This is a genomic window from Fontibacillus phaseoli (assembly GCF_003337355.1).
Lineage (GTDB): Bacteria > Bacillota > Bacilli > Paenibacillales > Paenibacillaceae > Fontibacillus > Fontibacillus phaseoli.
Genome location: NZ_QPJW01000008.1, coordinates 121,987 through 146,389, shown reverse-complemented (window position 1 = coordinate 146,389; position 24,403 = coordinate 121,987). Strand labels below are relative to the sequence as shown.

24 protein-coding genes and 2 pseudogenes are annotated in these 24,403 nt (G+C 50.9%); 11 read left to right on the top strand and 15 right to left on the bottom strand.

From position 1 onward, the window contains the following. Positions 1–2 precede the first annotated feature (2 nt). The gene (locus DFP94_RS18130; RefSeq protein WP_114497874.1) at positions 3–1,235 is read right to left on the bottom strand and encodes a stalk domain-containing protein; all 1,233 of its coding nucleotides are present in this window, start codon (positions 1,233–1,235) and stop codon (positions 3–5) included. 154 nt (positions 1,236–1,389) lie between these two features. Continuing rightward, positions 1,390–2,043 carry a glycosyltransferase gene (locus DFP94_RS18125; protein ID WP_114497873.1) on the bottom strand — a complete coding sequence of 218 codons (654 nt, stop codon included), beginning with the start codon at positions 2,041–2,043 and terminating at the stop codon, positions 1,390–1,392. Between the two features lie 188 nt (positions 2,044–2,231). Between DFP94_RS18125 and DFP94_RS18120 the strand changes: the two genes are divergently transcribed. Both DFP94_RS18120 and DFP94_RS26125 read left to right on the top strand, forming a co-directional pair. Continuing rightward, positions 2,232–2,762 (top strand): hypothetical protein, encoded by a 531-nt coding sequence (locus DFP94_RS18120; RefSeq protein WP_342768265.1) that lies wholly within the window; start codon positions 2,232–2,234, stop codon positions 2,760–2,762. Positions 2,763–2,971: 209 nt separating this feature from the next. Further along, positions 2,972–3,106, top strand: a pseudogene (locus DFP94_RS26125) (hypothetical protein); the annotation flags it as partial. A gap of 95 nt (positions 3,107–3,201) precedes the next feature. On the opposite strand, the gene DFP94_RS18110 reads toward DFP94_RS26125, so the two are convergent. The 6 genes from DFP94_RS18110 to DFP94_RS18085 all read right to left on the bottom strand — a co-directional run bounded on the left by DFP94_RS18110 (position 3,202) and on the right by DFP94_RS18085 (position 8,211). Further along, positions 3,202–3,483, bottom strand: coding sequence for an alpha/beta-type small acid-soluble spore protein (locus DFP94_RS18110; RefSeq protein WP_114497871.1), 282 nt, complete (start codon positions 3,481–3,483; stop codon positions 3,202–3,204). A gap of 82 nt (positions 3,484–3,565) precedes the next feature. Beyond that, the gene (locus DFP94_RS18105) at positions 3,566–3,979 is read right to left on the bottom strand and encodes a cupin (RefSeq protein WP_114497870.1); all 414 of its coding nucleotides are present in this window, start codon (positions 3,977–3,979) and stop codon (positions 3,566–3,568) included. 49 nt (positions 3,980–4,028) lie between these two features. Beyond that, positions 4,029–4,865 carry a sugar phosphate isomerase/epimerase family protein gene (locus DFP94_RS18100; protein ID WP_114497869.1) on the bottom strand — a complete coding sequence of 279 codons (837 nt, stop codon included), beginning with the start codon at positions 4,863–4,865 and terminating at the stop codon, positions 4,029–4,031. Positions 4,866–4,898: 33 nt separating this feature from the next. Beyond that, the gene (locus tag DFP94_RS18095) at positions 4,899–6,215 is read right to left on the bottom strand and encodes an anaerobic C4-dicarboxylate transporter family protein (RefSeq protein ID WP_114497868.1); all 1,317 of its coding nucleotides are present in this window, start codon (positions 6,213–6,215) and stop codon (positions 4,899–4,901) included. A gap of 112 nt (positions 6,216–6,327) precedes the next feature. Then, the gene (locus DFP94_RS18090) at positions 6,328–7,197 is read right to left on the bottom strand and encodes a fructoselysine 6-kinase (protein ID WP_114497867.1); all 870 of its coding nucleotides are present in this window, start codon (positions 7,195–7,197) and stop codon (positions 6,328–6,330) included. A gap of 39 nt (positions 7,198–7,236) precedes the next feature. Next, positions 7,237–8,211: an SIS domain-containing protein gene (locus DFP94_RS18085; protein WP_114497866.1), complete on the bottom strand. Its 975-nt coding sequence runs from the start codon at positions 8,209–8,211 to the stop codon at positions 7,237–7,239. A 208-nt stretch (positions 8,212–8,419) separates the two neighbouring features. Here DFP94_RS18085 and DFP94_RS18080 point away from each other — a divergent pair, with 208 nt between their 5' ends. The 4 genes from DFP94_RS18080 to DFP94_RS18065 all read left to right on the top strand — a co-directional run bounded on the left by DFP94_RS18080 (position 8,420) and on the right by DFP94_RS18065 (position 12,592). Continuing rightward, positions 8,420–9,130, top strand: a complete 711-nt coding sequence (locus DFP94_RS18080) for a GntR family transcriptional regulator (protein ID WP_114497865.1) — start codon at positions 8,420–8,422, stop codon at positions 9,128–9,130. 162 nt (positions 9,131–9,292) lie between these two features. After that, positions 9,293–10,351, top strand: a complete 1,059-nt coding sequence (locus tag DFP94_RS18075; protein WP_245954944.1) for a stalk domain-containing protein — start codon at positions 9,293–9,295, stop codon at positions 10,349–10,351. Between the two features lie 93 nt (positions 10,352–10,444). Next, positions 10,445–10,924 carry a DsrE/DsrF/DrsH-like family protein gene (locus tag DFP94_RS18070; protein ID WP_114497864.1) on the top strand — a complete coding sequence of 160 codons (480 nt, stop codon included), beginning with the start codon at positions 10,445–10,447 and terminating at the stop codon, positions 10,922–10,924. 141 nt (positions 10,925–11,065) lie between these two features. Further along, positions 11,066–12,592 carry an aminotransferase class V-fold PLP-dependent enzyme gene (locus tag DFP94_RS18065; protein ID WP_114497863.1) on the top strand — a complete coding sequence of 509 codons (1,527 nt, stop codon included), beginning with the start codon at positions 11,066–11,068 and terminating at the stop codon, positions 12,590–12,592. A gap of 44 nt (positions 12,593–12,636) precedes the next feature. Here DFP94_RS18065 and DFP94_RS18060 read toward each other — a convergent pair whose 3' ends face one another. Then, complete coding sequence (locus DFP94_RS18060; RefSeq protein WP_114497862.1) at positions 12,637–13,224, bottom strand: NAD(P)H-dependent oxidoreductase; 588 nt, start codon at positions 13,222–13,224, stop codon at positions 12,637–12,639. A gap of 118 nt (positions 13,225–13,342) precedes the next feature. On the opposite strand from DFP94_RS18060, the gene DFP94_RS18055 reads away from it, so the two are divergent. Further along, positions 13,343–13,777, top strand: coding sequence for a MarR family winged helix-turn-helix transcriptional regulator (locus DFP94_RS18055; protein WP_114497861.1), 435 nt, complete (start codon positions 13,343–13,345; stop codon positions 13,775–13,777). 471 nt (positions 13,778–14,248) lie between these two features. Here DFP94_RS18055 and DFP94_RS18050 read toward each other — a convergent pair whose 3' ends face one another. Beyond that, complete coding sequence (locus DFP94_RS18050; RefSeq protein ID WP_114497860.1) at positions 14,249–14,623, bottom strand: winged helix-turn-helix transcriptional regulator; 375 nt, start codon at positions 14,621–14,623, stop codon at positions 14,249–14,251. 148 nt (positions 14,624–14,771) lie between these two features. Between DFP94_RS18050 and DFP94_RS18045 the strand changes: the two genes are divergently transcribed. The 3 genes from DFP94_RS18045 to DFP94_RS18035 all read left to right on the top strand — a co-directional run bounded on the left by DFP94_RS18045 (position 14,772) and on the right by DFP94_RS18035 (position 18,086). After that, a complete protein-coding gene (locus DFP94_RS18045) occupies positions 14,772–16,004 on the top strand; it encodes an MFS transporter (RefSeq protein WP_114497859.1) in 1,233 nt (410 codons plus the stop codon). A 60-nt stretch (positions 16,005–16,064) separates the two neighbouring features. Continuing rightward, entirely contained in the window at positions 16,065–16,907 is an 843-nt protein-coding gene (locus tag DFP94_RS18040) for an aldo/keto reductase (protein ID WP_114497858.1), read from the top strand. 243 nt (positions 16,908–17,150) lie between these two features. Next, positions 17,151–18,086, top strand: a complete 936-nt coding sequence (locus DFP94_RS18035; RefSeq protein WP_114497857.1) for a helix-turn-helix transcriptional regulator — start codon at positions 17,151–17,153, stop codon at positions 18,084–18,086. A 119-nt stretch (positions 18,087–18,205) separates the two neighbouring features. On the opposite strand, the gene DFP94_RS18030 is transcribed toward DFP94_RS18035, so the two are convergent. From DFP94_RS18030 to DFP94_RS18020, 3 genes and pseudogenes are all read right to left on the bottom strand, one after another. Beyond that, positions 18,206–19,270, bottom strand: coding sequence for an LLM class flavin-dependent oxidoreductase (locus DFP94_RS18030; RefSeq protein WP_114497856.1), 1,065 nt, complete (start codon positions 19,268–19,270; stop codon positions 18,206–18,208). A 306-nt stretch (positions 19,271–19,576) separates the two neighbouring features. Continuing rightward, positions 19,577–20,086 carry an SRPBCC domain-containing protein gene (locus tag DFP94_RS18025; protein WP_114497855.1) on the bottom strand — a complete coding sequence of 170 codons (510 nt, stop codon included), beginning with the start codon at positions 20,084–20,086 and terminating at the stop codon, positions 19,577–19,579. Next, a pseudogene (locus DFP94_RS18020) lies at positions 20,059–20,431 on the bottom strand (ArsR/SmtB family transcription factor). Before DFP94_RS18020 ends, DFP94_RS18025 begins: the two are co-directional and overlap by 28 nt. A 216-nt stretch (positions 20,432–20,647) precedes the next feature. Here DFP94_RS18020 and DFP94_RS18015 point away from each other — a divergent pair. Continuing rightward, positions 20,648–21,679, top strand: coding sequence for a CdaR family transcriptional regulator (locus DFP94_RS18015; RefSeq protein ID WP_114497854.1), 1,032 nt, complete (start codon positions 20,648–20,650; stop codon positions 21,677–21,679). 66 nt (positions 21,680–21,745) lie between these two features. On the opposite strand, the gene DFP94_RS18010 is transcribed toward DFP94_RS18015, so the two are convergent. Continuing rightward, entirely contained in the window at positions 21,746–22,888 is a 1,143-nt protein-coding gene (locus DFP94_RS18010; RefSeq protein ID WP_114497853.1) for a glycerate kinase family protein, read from the bottom strand. A gap of 30 nt (positions 22,889–22,918) precedes the next feature. After that, on the bottom strand, positions 22,919–24,214 hold the full coding sequence (locus tag DFP94_RS18005; protein ID WP_114497852.1) for a GntP family permease: 1,296 nt from the start codon (positions 24,212–24,214) through the stop codon (positions 22,919–22,921). Between the last annotated feature and the right edge of the window lie 189 nt (positions 24,215–24,403).

Genomic DNA, 24,403 nt, shown 5'->3' with positions numbered 1-24,403 from the left:
TTTTACTCTACTTCCACCACGACTTCAGCCCATACCGTCGATGCCGGTCCGTTTTCCAGGAACGGGATATAACGCGGACTATTCACGGTAATCAGATAATAGCCCGGTTCGTCCAGTTGGATATCGCCGGCAAATTTGTTGTTCTTGATGACCAGCTCTTTGGAACCGGCACCTTTATACACCTGGCGTCCCAAACCTCCCGTTACCGGCTCGTATTTCTGAACCGCCAGCGTCACTTTATCGAAGCTGCCGTTCGCCTTCTTGATCGTACCCGCAAAGTGAATCTTCTCGCCTTTCTTGGCCGTTACATATCCGGTTTCGGGAGAATTGAAGGTGACATGCAACTTGCCTTCTTCCGTCAACGCGACCGGCACGTCCTGAGGGTTCGGCACTTTGCGCAGCACGCTGAAATCCGCGGTTCCCGCAGAAACCGCAAACAGCTGCATCGGATTGACGCCCGGACGCAGATCCGCCGTAAATTCCATTCGGTTGTAAAGGCGTCCGTCCTGCGAAATATGTTTGGCCGTCACTTTGCCGGTGCCGCCGCCCCATGCTCCGCTGCCCAAAGAGAACAAGAACTGCGGGGTATTCATGTCCTGCTGGTACAACATGGTGAATGTCGTCGTCTCCTGGTCTACTTCCCAATCGGAAATATAGGTCTCGATGACCTTATCGCTCCAGGCCCAGGTCACCGTTCCCTGCGAGGCGGAGGCCGATATCCCCAGCCAGGACAGCGGCTTCACCGGAATATACACTCTGCCGCCCGAAACAAACGGCGCCGGTATTTTTTCGCCGGAGATGGCTGGGCCTTCCGCCGTATAGGCTTGATCCGATCCGGTTCGGAAGATCAGTTCCCGCCAGGCCGGAACGAGTTCCTGCTTCATAATGACGCGGGCTTCCTGCTTTTTCGCGTTCCAGGTAACGGATTGGGCAGCCCCGCTCACTTGCAGCGTGCGCAGCGGCACGAATACCCGGCCGTTTTTCTGAATCGCCTTGTCCACTTGAAGCGACTTCCCGTCGAGCATCGCGGTTGTGCCTTGCAGATCGAATTTCAACTCGTGCTTTACGAGGTACATTTTGGCAATGTCCTCCTTGGGGTCCCCCTTGGGCGACTCTGCCTTGATTCCCGATGAAACGGGAACCTCCGCTTTAGCAGAAGACGGCACCATGGCGAGACTCGTACCCAGATTCAGGACAATGGCCGCGGATAACAATACGCCAGATATTTTTTTCACGGATTAAGATCCCCCTTATTCCTAATTTACTCTTTAGACGCGCTTCATGTCGGAAAGGTTACGCGGCTACGCCGCCGAGTCCCTGTACTACTCTTGAGAACGACAAAAAGCCGCCTACTAGTATGTAAGCGACTCCTGCCGGTTCTAATCTATTTTATTTGAACTTGTCGGGAAATTGCCGGATGATCCCCTTGGAAAGAACGTCAGCCAGCACAAGGATATGTTTCTGCCCCTCATCAAAAGCCCGGATATCGGCATCCCAGTCCTTCTTAATTCTTGCCGTAACAGCGTCTGTCACCAATTGAAGATGATGATAGAATATCGGCTGCAATTCCTTTACGGTCCAGTAAGGATTCGCGCGAGTCAGAAATTGAATGATATCATCCGCATTGCGATACCATTCTTTATTGAGCTTCTCCACTTCCGCTTGCTGGCCGCTTTTTGCAGCATCGACTATTTTCCCCGCAATCAGAATATGCTCCCGCAACAACTCAGCCAGCTTGTTTCCTGCGGCCTCCCCATAATAGGGCTTGATCGCGTCTCCGATATCCTGCTGATTCTTCAGCAGTCTTGCCAGCACCGGCTTCTGATCCTGCAGTCCTTCTACCGCACTGACGATATAGTTCCGCGTCCAAACCACATGATCGATCCAAAGCTTCCTCATCTCGCTTGCGAGCTTGAACACCGCCGGACTTATGCAGATATTTTTAACGGACGGCTCTTCTACTTGCGCAGCTCCAACGATTGCCGGCGACACCAGCCCGGTGAGCAAGCAAATCATCGTGAATATCAACAATCTACGTTTCATGGAGACCCTTCTTTCCAGGTTGAAGTTGAACGTTTATATTTTGAACACTTCCTGCCATTTCATTCATCGCCCCACCCATTTTTTCGGCGTCCCCGTCATCTACCCGGGCCAATGAACAACTTTCACCGCATATGATTAGTAAAAAAGGAGATGTTCGGGTGAAAAGAAAACACAATGACCGGCTCACTATTATCTTGGAAAAAGGGAAGCGCAAAATCGTCACCAAAACCCCTCTACCAGGTGTAGACAAGGTCGTGTTTGTGATCAACCGCCAGTTTACGAATGCGCCCAATACGACGCAAATTTCCAGCGGGGCAGGACGAAGCAGCGCAGCCGGCAACAACGCTGCCATTTTGTCTCCCTTAACGCGGCAACAGCAGAGCGTCGGGGCTGGCGGCAAAGCGAAAAACCTGGACACGAAAGGCCGGAAAGGCCGGCTGTCCGCTAACGGATTTGCCCTTCTTCCGAAACCGCACGGCAAAGAGGTCGTGATCGTCATTAACGATCAGATCGTCAAGCTCCCCAAAGGCTTTGCGAATGCGTCCGCCACGCAGGTTACCAGCGGCGCCGGATATTACAGTTCCGGGGGAACGAACGCCGCGATCGAAAGTCCGGGGACCAAGCAGCAGCATGCCGTCGGCGGGGGGCCGGACAGCACCGCGGTGAACAAATGGTTCGGCAAAGGCACGAAAAGATCCCGGCGCAGACGACGGAAATAACAAAATCCCCTTATCCTGTGAAGCTCTGTAAGGTCAGGGGATATTTTAGCTTGATGGCTGGACTGGAGGCTTGGAAAACATGGAAAAAGGGGGTCTCCTGTGAGAAAAGGAGCCTTCCAGAGACTATTGCAGGATAACCGCATTATAGAGGTGGATGTGATTTTGAATACCGCTGGGAGGTTTATAAACCGGTCACGGAAAGGAAATACGGCTACTATGTCCTACCCGTCACGTACGGGGACAAGATCGTCGCCCGGTTCGAACCGGAGAAGCATAAAAAAACTCCCCACTCTCCATCAAAAACTGGTGGTGGGAAGATCCGGCATCCGTTACTCCGGCTATGAAACAAGATATCTTCGACTGTCTTGAACGATTTTCAACCTATCTGGGAACTCAGGTTCCAACGGATATAATGAATAAACTTTAAAAGGCCTGCTCGTTACGGCTCCCGGTCCGCCAACTGCTGCTGCGCAAGGCGAATCATTTCGCGGACCATCGATCCGCCGATTCTGCCGCCGATCTGCCCGGCCGTTTCCGTGGTTAAGTGGCCGTTTCCGCCAGGTTGCAGCGGAACGCCCAACTCCTTAGCTACCTCATATTTCACATCGTCCGGCCGGCTGGAATCTACGACGTAGCCTTCCCGCTTCATCACTTCCGCTTTAAACGCCTGCATTCCCCGTTCCGCGCCCGGAATCGCGTATTTTCGGTTCCTTCTGGACAATTCGCCCCACTCCTTCGTCTTGTTTTTCAATTAAGATGCCCGGGAGTGGGGCAATTCATCCTGACACCAAAACTATATCGATTTACTTATTCAATATTTCAAGCGCCTTTTTTCTCACAAAAGTTAATTCGGTCTCGCTCATTTCGCAGTATTCGCTGTTTTCATTCGTGGTATTGGCGTCTTGGACATACGTCATTTTCGTATCTTTTTGCATTATCGTATAAAACCAGGTATCTTGAGGAATATTGTAGACTTTCCCCGGTTCCATCTCGATCAATTCAATATCGAACTTTTCGTCCACTCGGTCCGCAGCCAGCAGGATCGCTTTGCCGCTGACCAAAATGAATTGTTCATCGGTTTCGCGATGGACTTCGAGGCGATGAATACCGTCGATATCGTTATCCGGTTTCCAATTTTTGATGCACACGAGCCACTTCTCGTTTTTGTACACGCATTCGATGCCTTCACCTTCATGAATATATACATCCGCTTTCATTGATACATTCTCCCTTTCGCTATCATGATAAACCGCAAAATGGTACCTTTTAATTTCCTTCCAGGTGCTTTTCAAACCAGGCAAGCGAATCCTTCATAGCTTTATCCGGGTCCAAAATATATCTTCGATCCAGCAATTCCAGCCCCAGATATCCCTTATAATCGATATCGTTCAACGCTTTTAACGCTTCGGCCATATTGAGCCTGCCTTCTCCGGGAACCAGATGCCCCCCGGGATTCCCGTCCACGAAATGCACATGGTCTAAATCATCTCCAAGCTCCCTGATGAAGTCGTGAATGGTATCCTTGCCTGTCGTCGCCATGACGTCCGTATCCGCCAGCCCTTTCAAATTGGGGCTTCCGACTTCCTGGATCATCTTGGCAATGTGCGCAGCGCTGTTAAATACCTGTGTGGTGTAGGAAGTAAACGCCTCTATAGGGAGGAAAACCCCTTCCTTTTCCGCCGTTTTACAGATTTCGCTTAAGGATTCCCGACACCATTTCCACGCTTCCGCCTCATCGGCGTCCAAATAAGCAATGCCTGTGGTTACCAGCACCTTGTCGCATTCCAGAAGCGACGCGGCTTCAATATGCCGGCGAAAAAATTCCACGCTTTGCTTGCGGTATTCCGGATCGGGATGGCTGATGCTGACCGGATAAACATACTGCTCGGGGGTTAGGCAAATGACCTTTAACCCTCGTTCTTTGATTTTTTTGTTTAACTGCTTGACATCCTCCATCGTAAAATAGTCTAAATGAAAATGCGGTCCCGAAGCCCACAATTCAATATTTCGGAAGCCCAACCCGGCAACAGAATCCAAAAAATAATCCAGGGAATACCTTTTGTAATGATAGTTTGCAGCGGCCACTTGTGAGAGCTGTATCATAAGTCCGAATGCCTCCTTAATTTAAAGTTCCTACTAAATTAAAACGCTTCCAATTAGCGTAGCAACAATGACGGAGATTAGGCTATTTATTAGTCCGGGTATCATAAAGCTGTGATTGAGCACAAACCTGCCAATTTTGGTCGTTCCCGTGGTATCAAAAGAGATGGCGGCAAGGCACTGCGATGCGACCGGCAAAAAGTAGTTGGCATTGACGGCCATCCACGCTCCGATAATGATGTAAGGGGGCAAATCAAGAGCGATGGCAATCGGGACCATAATCAACGTCGTGGCTCCTTGGCTTGTCGTTAAAGCGGCCACGATAAACATGATCACGGCAAGTGTCCATGGATGGCTATTTACGATCGTCGCGACATGTTCTTGAATAAAAGCGGTTTGTCCGTTGATAAAGGTACTGCTCATCCACGCGAGCCCAAAAGCGCAAACCATCGCCAGGGCCCCTGCCCTGAATATCGGACCGTTAAGGATCGTTTCGATCGCCGGTCGGCCAAAGATAATGATGAGCGTTGCGCAAACCAGCATGATAATCTCAATCGTATACGGCATGGATAACATAGCAGTCTCGCCGCCCTGCACCCAGGATGGACGCAGATTCGTAAACATGCCCATAATGACAATCGACAACACGCCCAGCAAAAAGAGCACAACCGAAGCCTTCGCTCCTTTGGAAACCGCTTGTTTCTCCGCCTTCTGTTCCGACGTAACGATCAATCCTTCCGCCAACCTCCGCAAATATTCCGGATCTTGCTCCAGTTCTTTCCCCTTGCGTATCGTTACCAATGCACTCGTAATGATGCCTAAAAGCGTAGCGGGAATTGAGATGGCCAAAATCGTTCCCAAACCCACTCCAAGGGGGGCCATAAATCCGATCATGGCCGCGGTAGCCGCCGATACCGGCGAGCAGGTGATGGCCTGTTGGGAAGCGATGATACTGTTTGAAATCGGCCTTTCCGGTCTGATTTTATTATCGATGGCCAATTCATTGATGACCGGCAGTAAACTATAGACGACATGTCCCGTTCCCGACAAAAATGTAAATAACCAGGAGATAACCGGAGCTATGATGGTAATATTCTTGGGTGACTTACTTAGCATTTTTTCCGCAAGATGGACGAGGAAGTTGAGCCCGCCCGAAGACTGCAGCGCGGAGGCCGCAAGTACGACCGCCAAAATAATCAGCATGACATCAATGGGGGGAGCCGCCGGTTGGACGTTAAAGATAAATACAAAGACCGCCACGCCCACGCCGCCGAGCAAGCCCATAAATACATCGCCTTTTCTGGCGCCAAAGAATATGAGCAAAATGATGATTAACAGCTGAAACCAAAACATGAAGGTTCACCTACCTTATGTGATTTTACCGCTTGTCAAATCTGCGCCACTATTTCTGAATACGCTTTCAAAATGCCGTTTTTAGATTGCTCTTTTCGATTCGGGGGTTGCCTTATATGATTGACGTTCCAAGGCCAAAAGCGCCGTTGACCCGGCATATCTTCGCGGCGAATGCAGCTCCCTGCTCCATGCTTGCCTTAATTTTCAGAAGCATTTCCTCATCTGAACCCGAGAAAATCTCGCCGTCTTCCGAGCTTCTGATCATCCCGACAAGAAAGGCGGTTAAATAAGAATCACCCGCACCCATCGTGTCCACCGTTTCCGTTAATACGGCCGGCTGGTACATCCACTGATCTTTATAAAGCGCGAACGAGCCGTTTTCTCCCACCGTTCCTATCACCATTTTGGAGCCGAATTTTTGAGCTTTTCGCATTTCTCTTTCTCTTTCGCTTTCCGTTAAATGGCTGCAGGAAAGAAAGGAAATGTCCGCATACCGGCATACTTCCTCCAAGTATTCGTCATTCCAACGCACCGAAAAGTCAAAAGAGATCGGTACATTACTCTTTTTTAAGACGGCCAGATCCCCTTCGATATAGCTGTTTAGGCTGGTATGAATTACGGAGAATTGCTTGATATAATTCAGGTCGTCTTCCGTAAAATACCAAGAATTTTCTTTGGCTATACCGCCTTTGTTCGATCCAAGAAATACACGGTCCCCGTTTTCCAACGTAACCCGCGCGTATCCGTTCTCTCCCTCAAACATCCGGCAATGGCTATGCTCAATCTCCAATTCGTCCATCACCCGTTGAATATATTGAGCGACTTGATCGTTACCAAATTTGCCTAAATAAGACGCTTCCATTTCACACATTCTGGCATAGGCGCTAAAGTTCAAGGCGTTTCCACCAGGGTACATCATCCCCTGGTGGACATACTTATCTACTACGTTGTCGCCGATGCCGATAACCTTATATTGTTCCATAAGAATAATCCCCTTTGAGGCTTCTAAATGTGGGTAAAATTAATATTCAACCTTCCACATATATCTGCGGGTTGTAAGCGGATGCTCTCTTTCCACCGCCAAAGCTTGATTGTAAACCGGGTAAACGTTGTTAAACATGGAATGGTTGAAGTAATCGACCACGGAGCTGTCGATGGTGGACAAGCCCAAATCCTTGGCGTCCAATACTTCCACTCTCTTGGCATAACGGTTCAGGAACTTCAGCGCTCTTTCATCCAGAGGCCGGGTGCTTCCTTCGGAAATCTGAATGACGAACGGAATCTCGGCATCCGTAATCTCAAACGGACCGTGGAAGAATTCGCCCGAATGGATGCTGGAAGAGTTGATCCATTGCATTTCCATAAAAATACAAATGCTTTCCATATAGGCTGCCCCGTAACCGGCTCCGCTGGCCAGGGTGTAAATAACGTTATCGTCTTTGTGATTTTTGGCGAACGACAGGGCGCGTTTTGCCACGTGTTTGCAAGCGCTTTTAACAATGTGATCGATTTTGGCTACTCCATCGAGGAATTGATTGTAGTGCTCGTATCCCTCAGTCTGATTCAACGCCTCTACCGCCGTCAACAGGGCTTTAATGGTTTTTTCTCCAGCGATGTCTTTGCCTTCTCCAAAGGCATATTTCAGAACATAGTCCGCATATTCCGTAATCGGCGAATCCGTGATCCAGGTTAACGCTATGACCGTAACTCCCGCCTTTTTGCCGATCTCGGCCGCTTTCACTGTTTCCGGCGTATTGCCTTTATGCGAGGCTACCACCAGTACCGAATTTTCACCAAATGCTTTAGGTGTATTGTGCACAAACTCATTGCTGTTATATAGCCCTACTTTAATGTCCTTGGCCTCTTTTTCCAGAAAGGTTTTAGCTGGATAAAAAGCGCCATAAGAACCGCCGCAAGCTACATAATAAACCTGCTTAATACCTCCGACCTCTTGTTTCCCCGCTACAATTTCTCCAATAATCTGTTTTATATCCATTTTCTTCTCCTTGTATGATACATTTAGTTTATTTTCATTCCTCACCGGTGTATTGTATCGGAATGTCTTGATGAAATAGTAACACATAACAATACATTACACAATAGCATCTTGCTGCTTTTTTAGGTTCACAGCTTGTACATATTGTTATAATATAGAGGTAGAGAAATAAAACAATATAATACAAAGTTTTTTTGGAGGTAATACCATGGTCGATCATTCAGAATCCGCGCCATTATATAAACAGCTGCAAGATAAAATTTTGGACTCCATCCATAGTGGTACCCTGAAACCTGGAGACAAGCTCCCTACGGAATTGGAATTAAGCGAAACCAACAATGTGAGCCGCGTAACGGTCCGCGCCGCTCTCGATTCGCTTACCTCCGAAGGGTATTTGGTGCGAATTCCGGGAAAAGGTACATTCATTACAAAAGAGAAGATCCGAAAAAATGTCACGGAGACGATTGGATTCAGCGATACTTGCAAGCTGCAAAATAAAGTCCCTGGCGCAAGAGTCATCAAATGCGTGATTGAAGAGTCTACAGCCGCAGATCAGGAGCATTTGGGTCTAAAACCCGGGGATAAAATCATTAATATCGAACGAATCAGGTATGCCGATAATGTCCCTGTTTCCGTGGAATATACCCGTCTTCCTTCCTCCTTTTCCTTTTTGCTGCAGGAGGACTTAAATCATAAATCCCTATACGAAATTTTAAGAAATAAACACAAAATTGCATTTGGCATCTCCCGAAAATATATCGTGATGGAATACGCTTCGTTCGACGTGGCCACTTACTTAAATATCGAGGAAGGCCATCCTCTGCTTTGTATCCGAAGTACCGTCAGCAGCCCGGACGGCAAAAAAATCCACCGCTCCAAGCAGTTGATATTAGGAGACAGGTTCGAGCTGATTGTTTAATCAAAAAAGGCTATTTTGCTTTTATACCAGCGAAATAGCCTTTTGTTCGGGTTGCCCTTGTAACATTTCCCATCATTTGGCACCAAAACTATATCGATCCTTTTTCGTCCAACTATATAGACAAGTTTGCAAAAAAAACTGAACAACAAGGTGATGAAAAAGATGACGAATAAGGTAAAAAACAAAGCAATCCTGTTAAGTCTACTAGCGGCTTCGCTAGTCTATTCTTCTACCGCCCATGCCGAATCCGCGGCCCAAACTTCGTCAACGGCAGGTGCCGCTCAGGTGTCCATCTATCTGGACGGCAGCCAGCTTGCAACGGAGACTAGCCCGATCCTGGTTAACGGAGCCGTACTCGTTCCGATGCGCAGTTTGTTTGAAGCGCAAGGCGCCAAGCTGGGCTGGGACAGCGGCAGCAAGACGGTTACCGCAACCAAAGACGGCACCAAATTGGTCTACCGCATCGGCGAGACCACCGCGGAGTTGAACGGGCAAATGCTGGATCTCGCCGTCCCCGGCCAAATTTCCGGCGGTTATTCGCTCGTGCCGCTGCGATTTGTCAGCGAAGCGCTCGGAAGCGCCGTGGAATGGGACGAAAATACCCGCAAGGTCACCATCTCCTCCCTCATTCATGCAGAGACGACCGTTCTGTGGGGAGTTAATCTGCGCAGCAGTCCTGATGCCGAAAGCAAGGCGATCGGGGACTTACTGCCCTCCGGTGAGAAGGTGCAAGTTCTCCGCGAGGCCTCTCCCTTCTGGCTGGAAGTGCGCACCAAGGACAATCGCACCGGATTTATTTCGGCCAAACCGAAATACACCGACTATTCCAACGCAGCGCTTCGCGAGCAGCAAGCGGACGAGCTGATTGCTTACGGCAAGACCTTTTTGGGTGCTCCTTACGAATTCGGCGCATCGCCGGACCAGACCAAAACCTTTGACTGCTCTTCCTTCGTCAAACGCGTCTTCAGCGAAATTCTGTCGGTCGACCTGCCGCGTGTTTCCTATGATCAAGCCAAGGAAGGCAAGGAGGTCAGCATGGACGAGCTCCAAAAAGGAGACTTGTTGTTCTTTGATGCAAGGGGTCTGGACATCGGCCATGTCGCCATCTATGCGGGCGACAATCAGCTGCTGCACACCTACTCGAAAAAATACGGGGTTATGACCGGAGAATTCACCGGCCAATGGAAGGAGCGGTTCGTCACCGCGCGGCGGGTGTTTTAGCTCCCTGTTTCAAAAATGACCGTTCCATGAACTTGGCATACCCTTCCGTTTCTGGACCATACTAATGGCATTCATCAGAAACGGAGGCGGAATATGCCAGATAAGAAAATGAGCCTGCTCATGTTTAGCGGGGATTACGATAAAGCGATGGCCGGGCTGATCCTGGCTAATGCAGCGCGGGATATCGACGTCGAGGTGACGATGTTCTTCGCGTTCTGGGGCCTGTTCCTGCTGCGCGATCCCGATCAAATGACGCAGGAAGACAAAACGGTGTATGAGAAGCTCATGGGCTGGATGACCCCGAAAGGTCCGGAGGAACTCCCGCTGTCGAAAATGAATTTTAGCGGGCTGGGGAAATGGATGCTGACAGAAATGATCGAGGATAATGAAGCGCCGAAATTGATCCATTTCCTGAAGGGAGCGCGAAAAAAGAACGTCAAATTTTACGGGTGCAAACTGTCCGTGGAAATCATGGGCTTCAAGGAGGAGGAGTTCATTCCGGAACTTGAAATCGTCGATGCCCAGACGTATCTTCGCGATGCGCTTGAATCCGACGTTCAATTGTTCATCTGATAGGCACAGGCATAAAGCGGCGGGTCCGAACTTTGGGGCCCGTCCTTTTTGTGGCGATTTCATGACAATGTCTGATATGTTTTAACCTATCTGGGCGCCCCTGCGTACCTTAAACCGAATGACTGCAAGGAGGGCACGAATATGCAGGCTAGAATCGGAAGCCATGTTTATGCGTTACATACATCGGTCGGACAAAGTTTTAAGCGGTATCGTGAAAATATCATCGGCAACCGGCATACTTTCGCCTCTCCGTATGGAAAGAAGCCGTTGGTTTACGCCGATTGGGCGGCCAGCGGACGGCTGTACGGGCCGATCGAAGCCAAACTTGGACGCGATTTCGGGCCATTTGCGGCCAATACGCATTCGCATTCCAATGTGTCCGGAGAGACGATGACTTTGTCTTATGAGGAAGCGAAAAAGATCATTAAACGCCACGTCAATGCCGGCGAACATGATATCCTGCTCTTTGCGGGTACCGGAATGACGGGCGCGGTAAATAAACTGCAGCGGTTGCTGGGGCTGAAAGTTCCTGAAGGGCTAAAGTCTTTTGTGAAGCTGCCCGAAGAGCAAATTCCAATTATTTTCGTGACCCATATGGAGCATCACTCCAATCATATTTCCTGGGCCGAGACGATCGGAGAAGTGGTGTGCATTCCTCCGGGCCCCGGCGGAACGGTGGACCCCGATCACCTGGAGATCTTGCTGCGGCGGTTCAGTCACCGGCAAGTAAAGATCGGCGCGTTTACCGCCTGTTCTAATGTAACGGGCTTTGAAACGCCCTATTATGAACTGGCGCGAAAAATGCATCAGCACGGCGGCATGTGCTTTATCGACTTCTCCGCAAGCGCTCCGCATGTGTCGATGGATATGCATCCGGGGCCTCCCCTGGACAGCCTGGACGGCATTCTTTTTTCCTCGCACAAGTTTCTCGGGGGACCCGGAGCGAGCGGCGTCCTCGTCATGGATGCAAGACGGTGCGTAAGCCGGATTCCCGATCATCCCGGAGGGGGCACCGTCACCTGGACCAATCCGTGGGGAGATTATTTCTACAACGAGGATACCGAAGCCCGCGAAGACGGCGGAACGCCGGGCGTCATGCAAGCGATCCGAACCGCCTTATGCGTCCGGCTTAAGGAGGAAATGGGTATCCCCCGCATCCGGGAACGAGAGCGGGAGTTAACCGCGCTGCTGATAGGCGCGCTTGATAAGATCACGGGCCTTCATATCCTCGGGGGGAGCAGCCGCAAACGGCTGGGGATCCTTTCTTTTACCGTGGAATCCGTGCACTATAATCTAATGGTAAAGCTATTGAACGACCGCTTCGGCATTCAAGTCCGCGGAGGATGTTCCTGCGCAGGCACCTACGGACACTATCTGCTGGGCATTGACCGGCCGCACTCTTCTCAGATCGCGAAGACCATCGCAGCAGGAGACCAATCGATGAAACCCGGATGGGTACGCGTGTCCCTCTATCCCACCATGACCGACCGGGAAATCGCCTATATCGCCGCTTCCATCCATAAAATCGTAGACCATATTGGCGAGTGGAAGAAAGATTACGTCTATGATACCGGTTCCGGGGAGTGGCAGCACTTGCAGGAGCAGCAGCAAGAGAAAGCGGCGCAAAATCCGCAGCGGATGATCATCCGGGAATGGTTTTCTTTCTGATCCGATGGGGCAGGGCGAACCGGTACTGACAACAAACGCCGCCGTTACCGGGCAACGCTTTTAAAGTACCGGTAGATCTGCTGCAATCTCTCTTTCTGTTTTCCATTTCGCCGTTCCATATTCCCGAATTCAAAAAATTTGATTTTCCGGATGCCCACGTATTGAAACAGGGCTTTTCGCATCAAGGCCTTATGGGCATTGTTGAGCCAATACAACGGATAATGCGCCGGCCCCTTCATGGTGGACACGCAAACCACGGATTTGCCTTTCAGCAGGCCTTCCGGCAGAAGTTTGCCGTTGTCCCGGTAAGCGAAGCCGGAGGCGAACATTTTATCGATATAGCCCATCAGCATCGCCGGAGGGCGTCCCCACCAGATCGGATAGACGAACACGATTTTGTCCGCCCACTTCAACTGATTCCGGTACTTCTCCAGCGCAGGGTCGGCATGCATATCCCGTCTGCGTTTGTGTTCATGGAACACCAGCACCGGATCAAACTGCTCCTCATATAAATCCAGCACCTGGATCTCCGAGACCCTTGAGTTCTCCCCGCTACCTTCCAATACTTTTTGCAAAAAAGCATAATTCAAGCTCTTATGATTCGGATGCGTATAAATTACCAGCAGGTTCATTCTTGCCCGCCCCTTTACTTATCATTTGATAAACAAATCGTATACGATGATTTGTTAGTTGTCAAATGATAATTGTTTTATGATAACAATTTTGTTATCGTTGAGTCGAGGTGGTTTGGTGGATAAACATCAGCTTTTTCAACAATTCGTAGCCTTTACTACGGCCGTACATCAAGTGAAACATGAGATGACCAAAGACATCAAGACCGGCGAGATCACACCGGTTCAGTACAGCATACTGGAATACATCGCGGTCAGCCAGCCTGTGACCCTCAGCCAAATCAGCGATTGCCAGCATATGTCGATGCCGAATACGAGCCGGGAGATCCGGAAACTCGGAGAGAAGCGGCTCTGTGAGAAATATACCGCCGAGGAAGACCGGCGCGTCCAATATATCCGCCTTTCCCCCAAGGGACAGGCTATGATGGACGAGGCTTTCGGGCACGTTGAAAGCCGCTTTCTGGAGCAGGTCCGCGGCCTCTCGGAGGCCGAACTGGAAGAGGTCGGCCGTGCGCTAAACGTGCTGCAAAGCAAAGTTTTTCTGGGTGAATAAGAAGAAGCCCTTCGCCGCTTGGCGGGGGGCTTCTTCTTTTCACGGAAGTTGCGACTAAATTGTTGCACTTTCGGCACCGTCTCTACAATCCGCGCATTAACGGACCAACTGCTCCTTGTGCTTCTTTCCACCGCCAGGCTGCCATCCATCTACTCTACTTTCCGACTTCAAATCATCCAGCGCCCATCAACAACTCCACTAGCCAATATCACCAATTGTTCCGCCACCTTCGACTTTCCATAGCAGCAGACCAACCAGAGATTTTAACGGACACCAGAGACGTTATTTGTGGTGAAAACGCGTTTTGGGAAGGCTAACGGTCACAGGAGCCGTTAATCTTCAGAAAATGTGATAAATTGGAGGCAACTTACCCATTTAAGGGCTCTGGTGTCCGTTAAAATCCAAAAAGCGCAAATTGGAGCGAGTTAACGGCTCTGGTGTCCGTTAGAGAGTAATACCCCTCCGTTTTGCTCATTGATTCAGAATACTCTCCTCCAACACCGCGAACTTGTCTCCATACTCCTTAATTATATGCCGCTCGCCCCATGCGCACAGGGAATCGAGGATTCCTCTCAGACTCATGCCGTATTCGCTAAGTTCGTACTCAACCCTTGGCGGTACCTCGTTGTAGCTAATCCGGTTAACGATGCCATCCTTCTCCAGCTCCCTAAGCTGCTGGGTCAGCATTTTCTGGGTAATGGCGGGCATAAGGCGCTTCAAGTCGCTCGTTCTTTTCTTCCCGTGCGTTAAATGACAGAGGATGACGCATTTCCATTTTCCCCCGATCACTTCCAAAGTGGCTTCTACCGATATGTTGTACTTCTTGCTTTTGTTTGCCGCAGCCATTTTCGTCGCCTCCCGAATAAGTATCTAATATTTTATTAGACACTTTTTAGTACCTATATTACTTTAAAGTACGTACTGTTCATCGTGATCCCGATACCTGATAATAGCATTTGCCGGCCGGCGAATACAATTTGGAGGAGTGGAACCTTTGAACCTAGAAAGAAAACGCAGCACTCTGGCGCTTCTGGCTTTAGCCGTCAGTGCTTTTGCTATCGGCACAACCGAGTTCATCAGTGTAGGGCTGCTCCCTCTGATCGCTGATGACTTTCATATATCCGTTACGACCTCAGGTCTGACTGTAACTTTATACGCTCTGGGCGTAACCTTCGGCGCTCCGGTGCTGACGTCCCTGACATCCGGCGTTTCTCGAAAAACGCTGCTGTTATGGATCATGATTGTTTTTATTGCCGGAAACAGCCTGGCCGCTGGCGCGGGAAGCATCGGCGTGCTGCTCATCGCACGCGTCATCTCCGCCTTGGCGCATGGCGTGTTTATGTCCATCGGATCGACGATTGCAGCCGATCTCGTCCCTGAGGACCGGAGAGCCAGCGCGATCGCGATCATGTTCTCCGGGCTTACCGTGGCGACCGTTACCGGTGTCCCGCTTGGGACCCTGATCGGTCAGCATTGGGGCTGGCGCACAGCCTTTCTCGCAATTGCGGTGATCGGCGTGTTGGCATTCATAGCCAACTTGATCCTGGTCAGCGGAAACCTCCGCAAGGGAACGCCAACGCAGTTTCGAGACCAGCTTAACCTTATTACCAACGGACGACTGCTGCTTGCTTTTGTAATTACTGCCTTGGGGTACGGCGGAACATTTGTCGTCTTTACCTATTTATCCCCGCTGCTTCACGAGATAACCGGGTTCAAGAAAGAAACGGCGGCCGTCATCCTTCTTATATACGGAATCGCCATTGCCATCGGTAATGTCATCGGAGGCAAGGCGGCCAACCGCAAGCCGGTAAGAGCCTTGTTCTATATGTTCGCGATTCAGTCGCTCGTGCTGTTCATACTGGCCTTCACTATTCCTTATAAAACAGCCGGGCTGATCACCCTTTTCCTCATGGGCCTGTTTGCCTTCATGAATGTTCCGGGCCTGCAAATTTATGTCGTCATGCTGGCGGAGCGCTTTGCCCCAAAAGCAAAGGACGTGGCTTCCGCGCTCAATATCGCGGCTTTTAATGCGGGCATTGCCATCGGCGCCTATCTGGGCGGTATCGTGACCGACCACATCGGGCTTATTCATACCACTTGGGTCGGAGCAATCATGGTCCTGAGTGCCGTATTCCTCACGGCTCGGGCCCGTACCCTGGAGAAAAGAGACGCTACCGTAGCCAGTACGGAGACTGGTTCCATGAATCCCATTCCGCAAAAGGGGTAACGATAAAGAAACTGACTTTTCTGGAACTCTATAAAAAATGAATAGGAGCTGGAATAAAAAATGATAAAACATTTGCAAGATTCGGTTACTTTGCATAACGGAGTAAAGATGCCCGGATTAGGTTTGGGCGTCTTTAAAGTCGAGGAAGGGCCGGAACTGATCCAAGCGGTAAAAGCCGCAGTGAAGCATGGCTACCGCAGCATCGATACAGCGGCAGTCTATCAAAATGAAAGCAGTGTGGGAGAAGCCATTGCCGAGTTACTTTCAGAGTCCAAGGTCTCGAGGGAGGATCTGTTCGTTACCTCGAAAGTATGGAACGCCGATCTGGGTTATGCGTCCGCTTTGGCAGCCTATGAGACAAGCTTGAACAAGCTCGGCCTAGACTACCTCGACCTGTATCTCATCCATTGGCCGGTCAAAGACAAATACAAAGAGGCGTGGCGTGCGCTGGAAACCCTGTACCGTGACGGACGGGTCAAAGCCATCGGAGTGAGCAACTTCCAAATTCATCATCTGGAGGACCTTATGAAAGACGCAATAATCAAGCCTATGGTTAATCAGGTAGAATTTCATCCCCGCCTGACGCAAAAGGATTTGATCGCTTATTGCCAAGAGCACGGCATCCAAATGGAGGCCTGGTCCCCGCTCATGCAGGGGGAGCTCCTGGATAACGACATCCTGAAGGAGATTGCGTCAAAATACGGAAAATCCGTAGCCCAAGTCATTCTGCGTTGGGACGTGCAGCAGGGCGTCGTCACGATTCCCAAATCCACGAAAGAGCAGCGGATCATCGAGAATGCCGCTCTTTTCGATTTCGAGCTGACGGTAGACGATATGAGCCGAATCGACGGCTTGAACGAAAACCGTCGTGTCGGTCCGGACCCGGACAATTTCGATTTTTAACCCTAGGAAATCACGTCAGGTATACGTAGGCTGTCAGCTATTTTATAGTTTCTTTTTGACCCTGACACAATACTGTCAGGGTCTCTGTTTTATGATGCGTATATAAAAATCAAGTATCCCAAGGAGTGCCCTCGCGAATAAAAAACTTCCAACCGAAAAAGGGCGCCGCCGTGGCCGTGTCGAAAAATAGTTATAGAACATTGTTGACCGGACTCCCTTATTACCGGAAAGGAGGAACCCCGCATGAAGCTGGACCGGCTGCTTGCCATCACGATGACTTTGCTTAACCAGCCCCGCGTCAACGCCACCGAGCTGGCGGAACGCTTTGAAGTATCGCTTCGCACCATTTACCGTGACATGGAATCGATCAATCAGGCCGGCATTCCGATCGTCTCTTTTCCGGGATCGGATGGAGGATACGAAATTATGCCAAGCTATCGTATCGATAAGCAAATTTTGTCCCTGGACGATTTTTCCGCGATCTACTCCGCCCTGCGCGGAGCCCGGTCTGCGACCAATAATTCCGATCTGGACGGGTTAATGGAGAAGTTAGGGGCTTTGATGACTCATCAAACCGGCGTTGCGGGCACCGAGGCTGCCGTAGATCTGGACTTCACCCCAAGTCCGAGCGACCGGGACAAAATCGCTCCGTTAGGGCGTGCTATTAAGGATTTGAATCTGGTCCGGCTGAAATATCTGGACGGCAAAGGGCTGGAGACCGATCGCACCGTCGAACCGATGGGGCTGTTTCTTAAAGGCTATGTCTGGTATCTATACGGTTACTGCCTTGCCCGTTCCGATATCCGGGTTCTCCGGCTCTCCCGGATCCTGGAGACGACCATATTGCCGAATAAGTTCAAACGCAGGGAATACTCTTTACACGATGTTGAGAAGCAGTTCATGCAAAGGGTCGATTTTAAACAAGTAAAAGCCGTCCTCCGCTTCAGCCCCGAACTCAAAACCCGGGTGAGAGACGAGTTCGGTTTCGGTGAAATCATTACAAATCCGGACGGAACCTTAACCGTGATAGCCCATTATTCCTCGGAGGAGCAGGCGATCCGGCAAATTCTGAAATACAGCTATCATGCCACGCTCGTCGAGCCCCCTGAGCTGGTTGAACAGTTAAAACGCCACATTGCCGCCATGGCCGAAAAATACGATGTCAAACCGATTAGTTAAAATGACGCCAATTCAAAAAGGACGCTTCTCCCGGTTGCTTTGTTAACCGAGAGAAGCGTCCTTGTACGTTTAAACCTGTGTTTTACGTCAGATAAGAAACTAACGGACAAGGCAGGGACTTATTCCTGCGGCTCGCCTTCCGCTTCCCAGCGGGCTATTTCTTTCCTTACCCGCGGCGCTACCTCGCTGCCGAGCAGCTCGATGGATCGCATGACGTCTCCATGAGGCATCGTGCCGAGCGGGCAATGCAGCATGAAACGGGTGATGCCTACGTTTTTGCGCAGGTGAATGATCTTCTGCGCGACTGTCTCCGCGTCGCCCACGTACAACGCCCCCTCCAGGCTGCGCGCGGCATCGAATGAAGCGCGGCTGTAATGCCCCCAGCCCCGCTCCCGGCCGATGACGTTCATGCTGGCCTGGGTCGATGGGAAAAATTTGTCCGCCGCCCCTTCCGTATCCTCGCCGACGAAGCCGTGCGAATGCGAGGCCACCGGCAGCTTGGATACATCATGACCGGCCTGGGCGGCCGCCTTCTTATACATCTGCACGAGCGGGGCAAACTGGGTCGGTCTGCCGCCGATGATCGCCAGAACCAGCGGTAGGCCGAGCAGCCCGGCGCGAATGACCGACTCCGTATTACCGCCGCTGCCGATCCATACCGGCAACGGTTGTTGCACCGGCCGAGGATATACGCCCAGATTGTTGATCGCCGGACGGTGTTTGCCTCCGCGCCAGGTCACCTTTTCCGATTCGCGCAATGTCAGCAGCAGTTCCAGCTTCTCATCAAACAGCTCATCGTATTCGTCCAAATCATACCCAAACAGCGGGAAGGATTCGATAAACGAACCCCGGCCCGCCATAATTTCAGCGCGTCCGTTCGAAATTCCGTCCAGCGTAGCAAAATCCTGGAACACCCGCACCGGATCGGCGGAAGATAATACGGTGACCGCGCTCGTCAAGCGAATCCACTTGGTCTGCGGCGCAGCCGCAGCCAGCACCAGAGCCGGCGAAGATGCCGCATAATCCTTCCGATGATGCTCGCCTACGCCAAATACATCCAATCCTACCTGATCGGCGAGGACAATTTCCTCGACGACTTCGCGCAAACGCTGCGCGTGACTTATGACTTCGCCGGTTACAACGTCCGGCGTTGTTTCCACAAATGTGCTTATCCCTATTTCCATAGACGTTCCTCCCGACTTTTCCTTGGCAGCTTCTATATAAGATGAACTATTGACATAGATGTAAGTGCAAGTACGTAAAATGTTCCGGAACCAAAGGCGAACGCTCCGCTTCTTCGGAATCATTCTACTCCCTTGCCTGCTTCGTATTGATTGTTCAACTTATAGAGCACCAAGTGTCTATATTTTGGCCTTTTATTGCGTTTTTTTCAAGATGGTTGATTCGTGGCTTGCTCACTACCTTGACGGTAAGTCCTAAAAAAGACGAGACAGTGAATGCACTGCCCCGCCCTTTTGCCGAAGTGGATGTTATTGTACGGATTGCAAATGTTCGGCGAGACGGTCCCATGTCTCGAGGATACCTTGCTCCATCCCCATGTTGAGGACCGTTTGGAGTCCTTCTTCGGAATCGTATTTGCCTCTGCTCGTTACCTTGGTCTTCCCGTCATGGTCTTCGAAGATCAGCGTGACCTCCGTGGCCGGCATTTCATCGCTTTCACGGCCCTCTTCATCCGAAAAATAATCCATATAGACGATCTTCTCCCCGGCGGCGATCTCTTTGTAAACCGCTTTGCCCCAGGATTCCATACCGTAAAAGTCGGTTATGTTCTCGTCGATGCATTTCATGCAATAGTGCCAGGCCCCGCCCTCCCGAAGATCCACGTTGCATACGCTCAAGGTCCAGCCTCGGGGACCCCACCAATGCTTCAGGTGCTCCGCTTCGGTAAATGCTTTGAAGACAAGTCCCCGCGGCGCATCAAAAATACGCTCCAAAATAAATTCATTGCCTTCTATCCGGGTAACCGTTTGGTTTGACATTGAAAATTCCTCCTAAGATTTATTGGTATTCTCTTGGATTGCAACTGCCGTAAGTAGTGATCCAGGTTGTCAAACCGTTCGCTCCAAACCCTGCGGTATTTGTCCAGCCAGGCATCCATCCCCCGAAACGGCTCCATCCGGAGCCGGTAATTCCGGCGGTTGGCAACGGCCTCCGCTTCGACGATACCGGCCTCGAGCAGAACGCGCAGATGCTTCGAAGCTTGAGGCTGACGACACTCCAGCCCGATCGGCGATCTCGCCGACCGTCATGGGACCCTTCAATAACAGCTCCACCTTGCGAAAACGGGTAGGTTCCCCCAATGCGCTAAAGGTCGCTATATCCATCATCGGATGTTCCTTTGTAATGCAAATTTTATAATTTAAAATTTTATATATAATATATATCATGACAGGAATATTCCTGTAAAGGAATATTTAAACCTCGCAGACATCCGGCTGAAAATTGGCTATAATTTCGTTCATATGCACAAAATAACTGCGGATGAATAAATCGGTCCGTTGTGAGGCATTGGAGAATCACTTTCCGAAGGAGGAACACCTTTGTTTCAACTCTCCGAGAAGCAGGCCCAGGAAATCGTGGATAAAATGATGAAAGATATCCCGTATAACATTAATATTATGAATGATCATGGCGTTATCGTCGGAAGCGGGATCAAGGAAAGAGTGGGCACGGTTCACCAGGGAGCCGTAAAGGCTTTGTCCACGGGAAAAATGGTGGAAGTGTGGCAAGACGGGCGCAACGAAAAAAAGGGCACCAACGAGCCGATCGTCATTGACGACGAGCGCGTGGGGGTGATCGGAATTACCGGGAATCCGGATGAAGTCCGTCCGTTTTGCAATATCGTCAGAACTACGGTTTCTCTCCTGATCGAGCAAAAAACCGCGCTGGAAAGCCTGGCCCGGGAGGCCAACCGGAAAAAGGCATTCCTCGAAATGCTGTTGAACCACCAAGGAACCTATTCCCAGAAAACAAAAAAAGAAGCCGCGGCTTTTAAAATCGACTTGCTCTTAAAAACCGTGGTGTTGTATCTGAACCATTTTGAGTGGAATGACGAGTTATCCAAGCTACTGTTTCCTTATCCTTCCTTTATTATGGATAAAGACACCCATCTGCTCCTGATCCAAAGCAACCGAAACGAGGCGGAGCATCTGGCCAAACATCTGGTTAAGAACCAGCCCGGCGGGTTGATCTCGATCGGCAACCTGGAAATCAGTATTTCCGAAAGCTACCGCCAAGCCAAATCGGCCATGAGTATTCTGCTTGCTTTGAAGCCTCCGGCCCGGGTCATTCATTTCGAAAAAGTCGAATTTCTGGTCAAATTGAGCCGCGCCAATCTGGCTGCCGGGCCCAATTCGGTCAGTAAACTGGAGGATACCGTGGATCTGATGGAAACGCTGAGAGTCTTCATTCACAACAGTTGCAGCAACTCCCTGACGGCGGCGGAATTGAATATACACCGCAATACGCTGCAATATCGCCTGAAGCGGATTGAAACCTTGACCGGAAAAGATCCGAGGAACCTGTTGCAGCTGTTCGAACTTACGCATGGTTTACTCTCCTTGTACAAATAAGGCGAAATGCAAAAAAAGCAGGCCCGAAGAAATCGCTTCGAGCCCGCTCGTCTTTGTAGTCTTATTTTATTCGGCCATGCGGAGGACTCTGGCGATATTCTCGCAGGTCCGCTCCACGTTCTGCGGCCCTTCGGCCAGCAACTTCTCCAGTTCCGCGGCACCCGGGACGATGCCGATGACCGCATCGATGCCTTCGGCATAGAGGGTTTCGATCCCCTGTCCAATGTAGCCGGCCACGGCAATGACGGGTTTGCCCGCTTCCTTGGCTGCTTTGGCTACGCCGTAAGGCGTTTTGCCAAACTTCGTCTGGAAGTCGATGCCGCCTTCGCCGGTAAACACTATGTCGGCATCCGCTACTTTCTGCTTCAAGCCGGTGTATTCAATGACGATCTCGATGCCCTTCTGCAGCACGGCCTGCGTAAAGATCAGCAGCCCGGCGCCCAATCCGCCGGCTGCACCGGCACCCGGAATGTCGCGTACGTCCTTATTTAGCTGTTGCTTCACGATGTCCGCATAGTGAGCGAGGTTATCATCCAACTGGCGCACCATTTCCGGCGTGGCCCCTTTTTGCGGGCCGAACACATGGGAAGCGCCGGTTTCGCCGCAGAGCGGATTGGTCACGTCGCAAGCCACGATCAGATTCACCTGCTGCAAACGGCTGTCGAGCGCCGAAATATCGATGCGGGCCAGCTTGTCCAGGCTGCCGCCGCCGCGCGGAAGCGCGTTTCCGTTTGCATTCAGGAATTTTGCGCCGAGGGCCTCGGCCATCCCCATGCCGCCGTCGTTCGTCGCGCTGCCGCCGATGCCGATGATGATCTTCTTAATGCCTTTGTCCAGGCATTCACGAATTAATTCCCCCGTACCAAACGTCGTAGTGATCAGAGGGTTTTTGGTTTCCTTGGTTACATAATGGATGCCGCTTGCCGACGCCATCTCGATGGCTGCGGTCGTTCCGTCGCCCAGAATGCCGTAATTCGCGGTCACCGGTTGACCCAGCGGTCCCATGACCTCTTTCGTATAGATTTGGCCGCCCGAGGCATCGACGAGAGACTGAACCGTTCCTTCCCCGCCGTCCGCCATCGGGACGTGGATATAGTTCGCCGTCGGATACACTTTGCGCAGTCCTTTTTCCATAGCTACGCATACTTCTTTTGCCGTCATGCTTTCTTTGAAGGAATCCGGCGCCAGCACAAATGTTTTCTCTCTCATGTTCTCACCCCATCTATGATCTATAAAGGATTACAAGAAAAATCCGTAAATTAACGTCGCCACAATCGCCATTGTTCCGCCTACAATCGCTTCGTAAGGAATGAGTCCCATCCGTTGCTTAATGGTCATTTTCATCGCCCCTGCCGTAACGTGGAAGTAGTTGCCCTGCGGCAAGGAGTCAATGACGGTTGCCCCTGTATGAACCATGACCGCCGCGGCCAATGGAGCGGTGCCCATGTCCAGGATCGCCTGTCCGAACGAACCGGTGGCCAAAATGACGCCCGTCGACGTGGAGGCGGTTGCCGCTGCCATCAGTATACCGGCAATCGGTGCCAGGAACGTCCCGGAAATACCCGAGGCCTCGATCAGGCTGACCACTTGCGTGGACAGGTCGGATGCGGAGATCAACCCGGCAATCCCGCCCGCACCGATCAAGATCAATACGGTCGCTGTCATTTTATTCAACCCTGAAGCCGTATACTCCAAAATTTTCTTGCCTTGGCCCATGGCCAGCATGCCGACGATACCTGCGATCGGCAGGATATACATAGCGTCGACTTTGAATTTAGCCAGCGCTTCGATGCCCGAGATCGAACCGATCGGGTTGATCATGAGCAGAACTACCGCTATCAGAGGGGCTACAATCGCCTTGCCCAACGACGGATATTTCGAAGTATCGACTTCATGGTCGACCGCTTCCTCGTCGGTGACCTTCACGCCTTTATTTTTCAGGAGGGAAGCCACGATGACGGTTACAATCAAACCGCAGATTGCGGGAACAAGGCCGGCCAACATTACGTTGCTGAGGTCCAGATTGAAGCCCCGCGCGGCCGCAATCGTATTCGGGTTGGGGGAGATGATATTCCCCGCTTTGCCTCCGCCCGATAGCGCCAGAAGCAGCGCGATTTTCGAGATCCCCATCTTATTCCCAACCGACAAGGCAATCGGTGCCACGATTAATACGGCTACCGGAATGAACACGCCTACCGCCGTAATAATCATGGTCGCTAAAGCCAACGCCAGAATCGCCTTGCCTCCGCCGAATTTCTTCACGATCGCCTGGGCGATCGTCTCGGCGGCTCCCGATTCCATCATTACGCCGGCCAATACGCCCGCCGCGAGGACCCGCAGCACCGTACCCATTACGCTTTGCGTTCCGCTGACAAGTACGCCGACGGTTTGCTCCAGATTTGCGCCGCCGATTAAAGCGCCTACAATAGCTCCCAAAAACAAAGCATATACCGGATTTAATTTTCTTAATATAAGAATGATCGCGATAGCCAGTCCCGCCAAAGCGCCTATCCAACTGATCGTAAATCCTTCCATCTGTCTTACCCCCCATGCAAATGTTGAATACGCTTTCAGTATATAGTTTGTTCCTTTCAAAAAATATTGATAAAAGGACGAAATGTATTGTGCACATGCACAAAGGGGAAAGAGCGATCACCTGCTTCAAAGATCATGCATCGAACGCAAAAAGGATGCCTGATATCCATTCAGGCACCCTTATTTTCA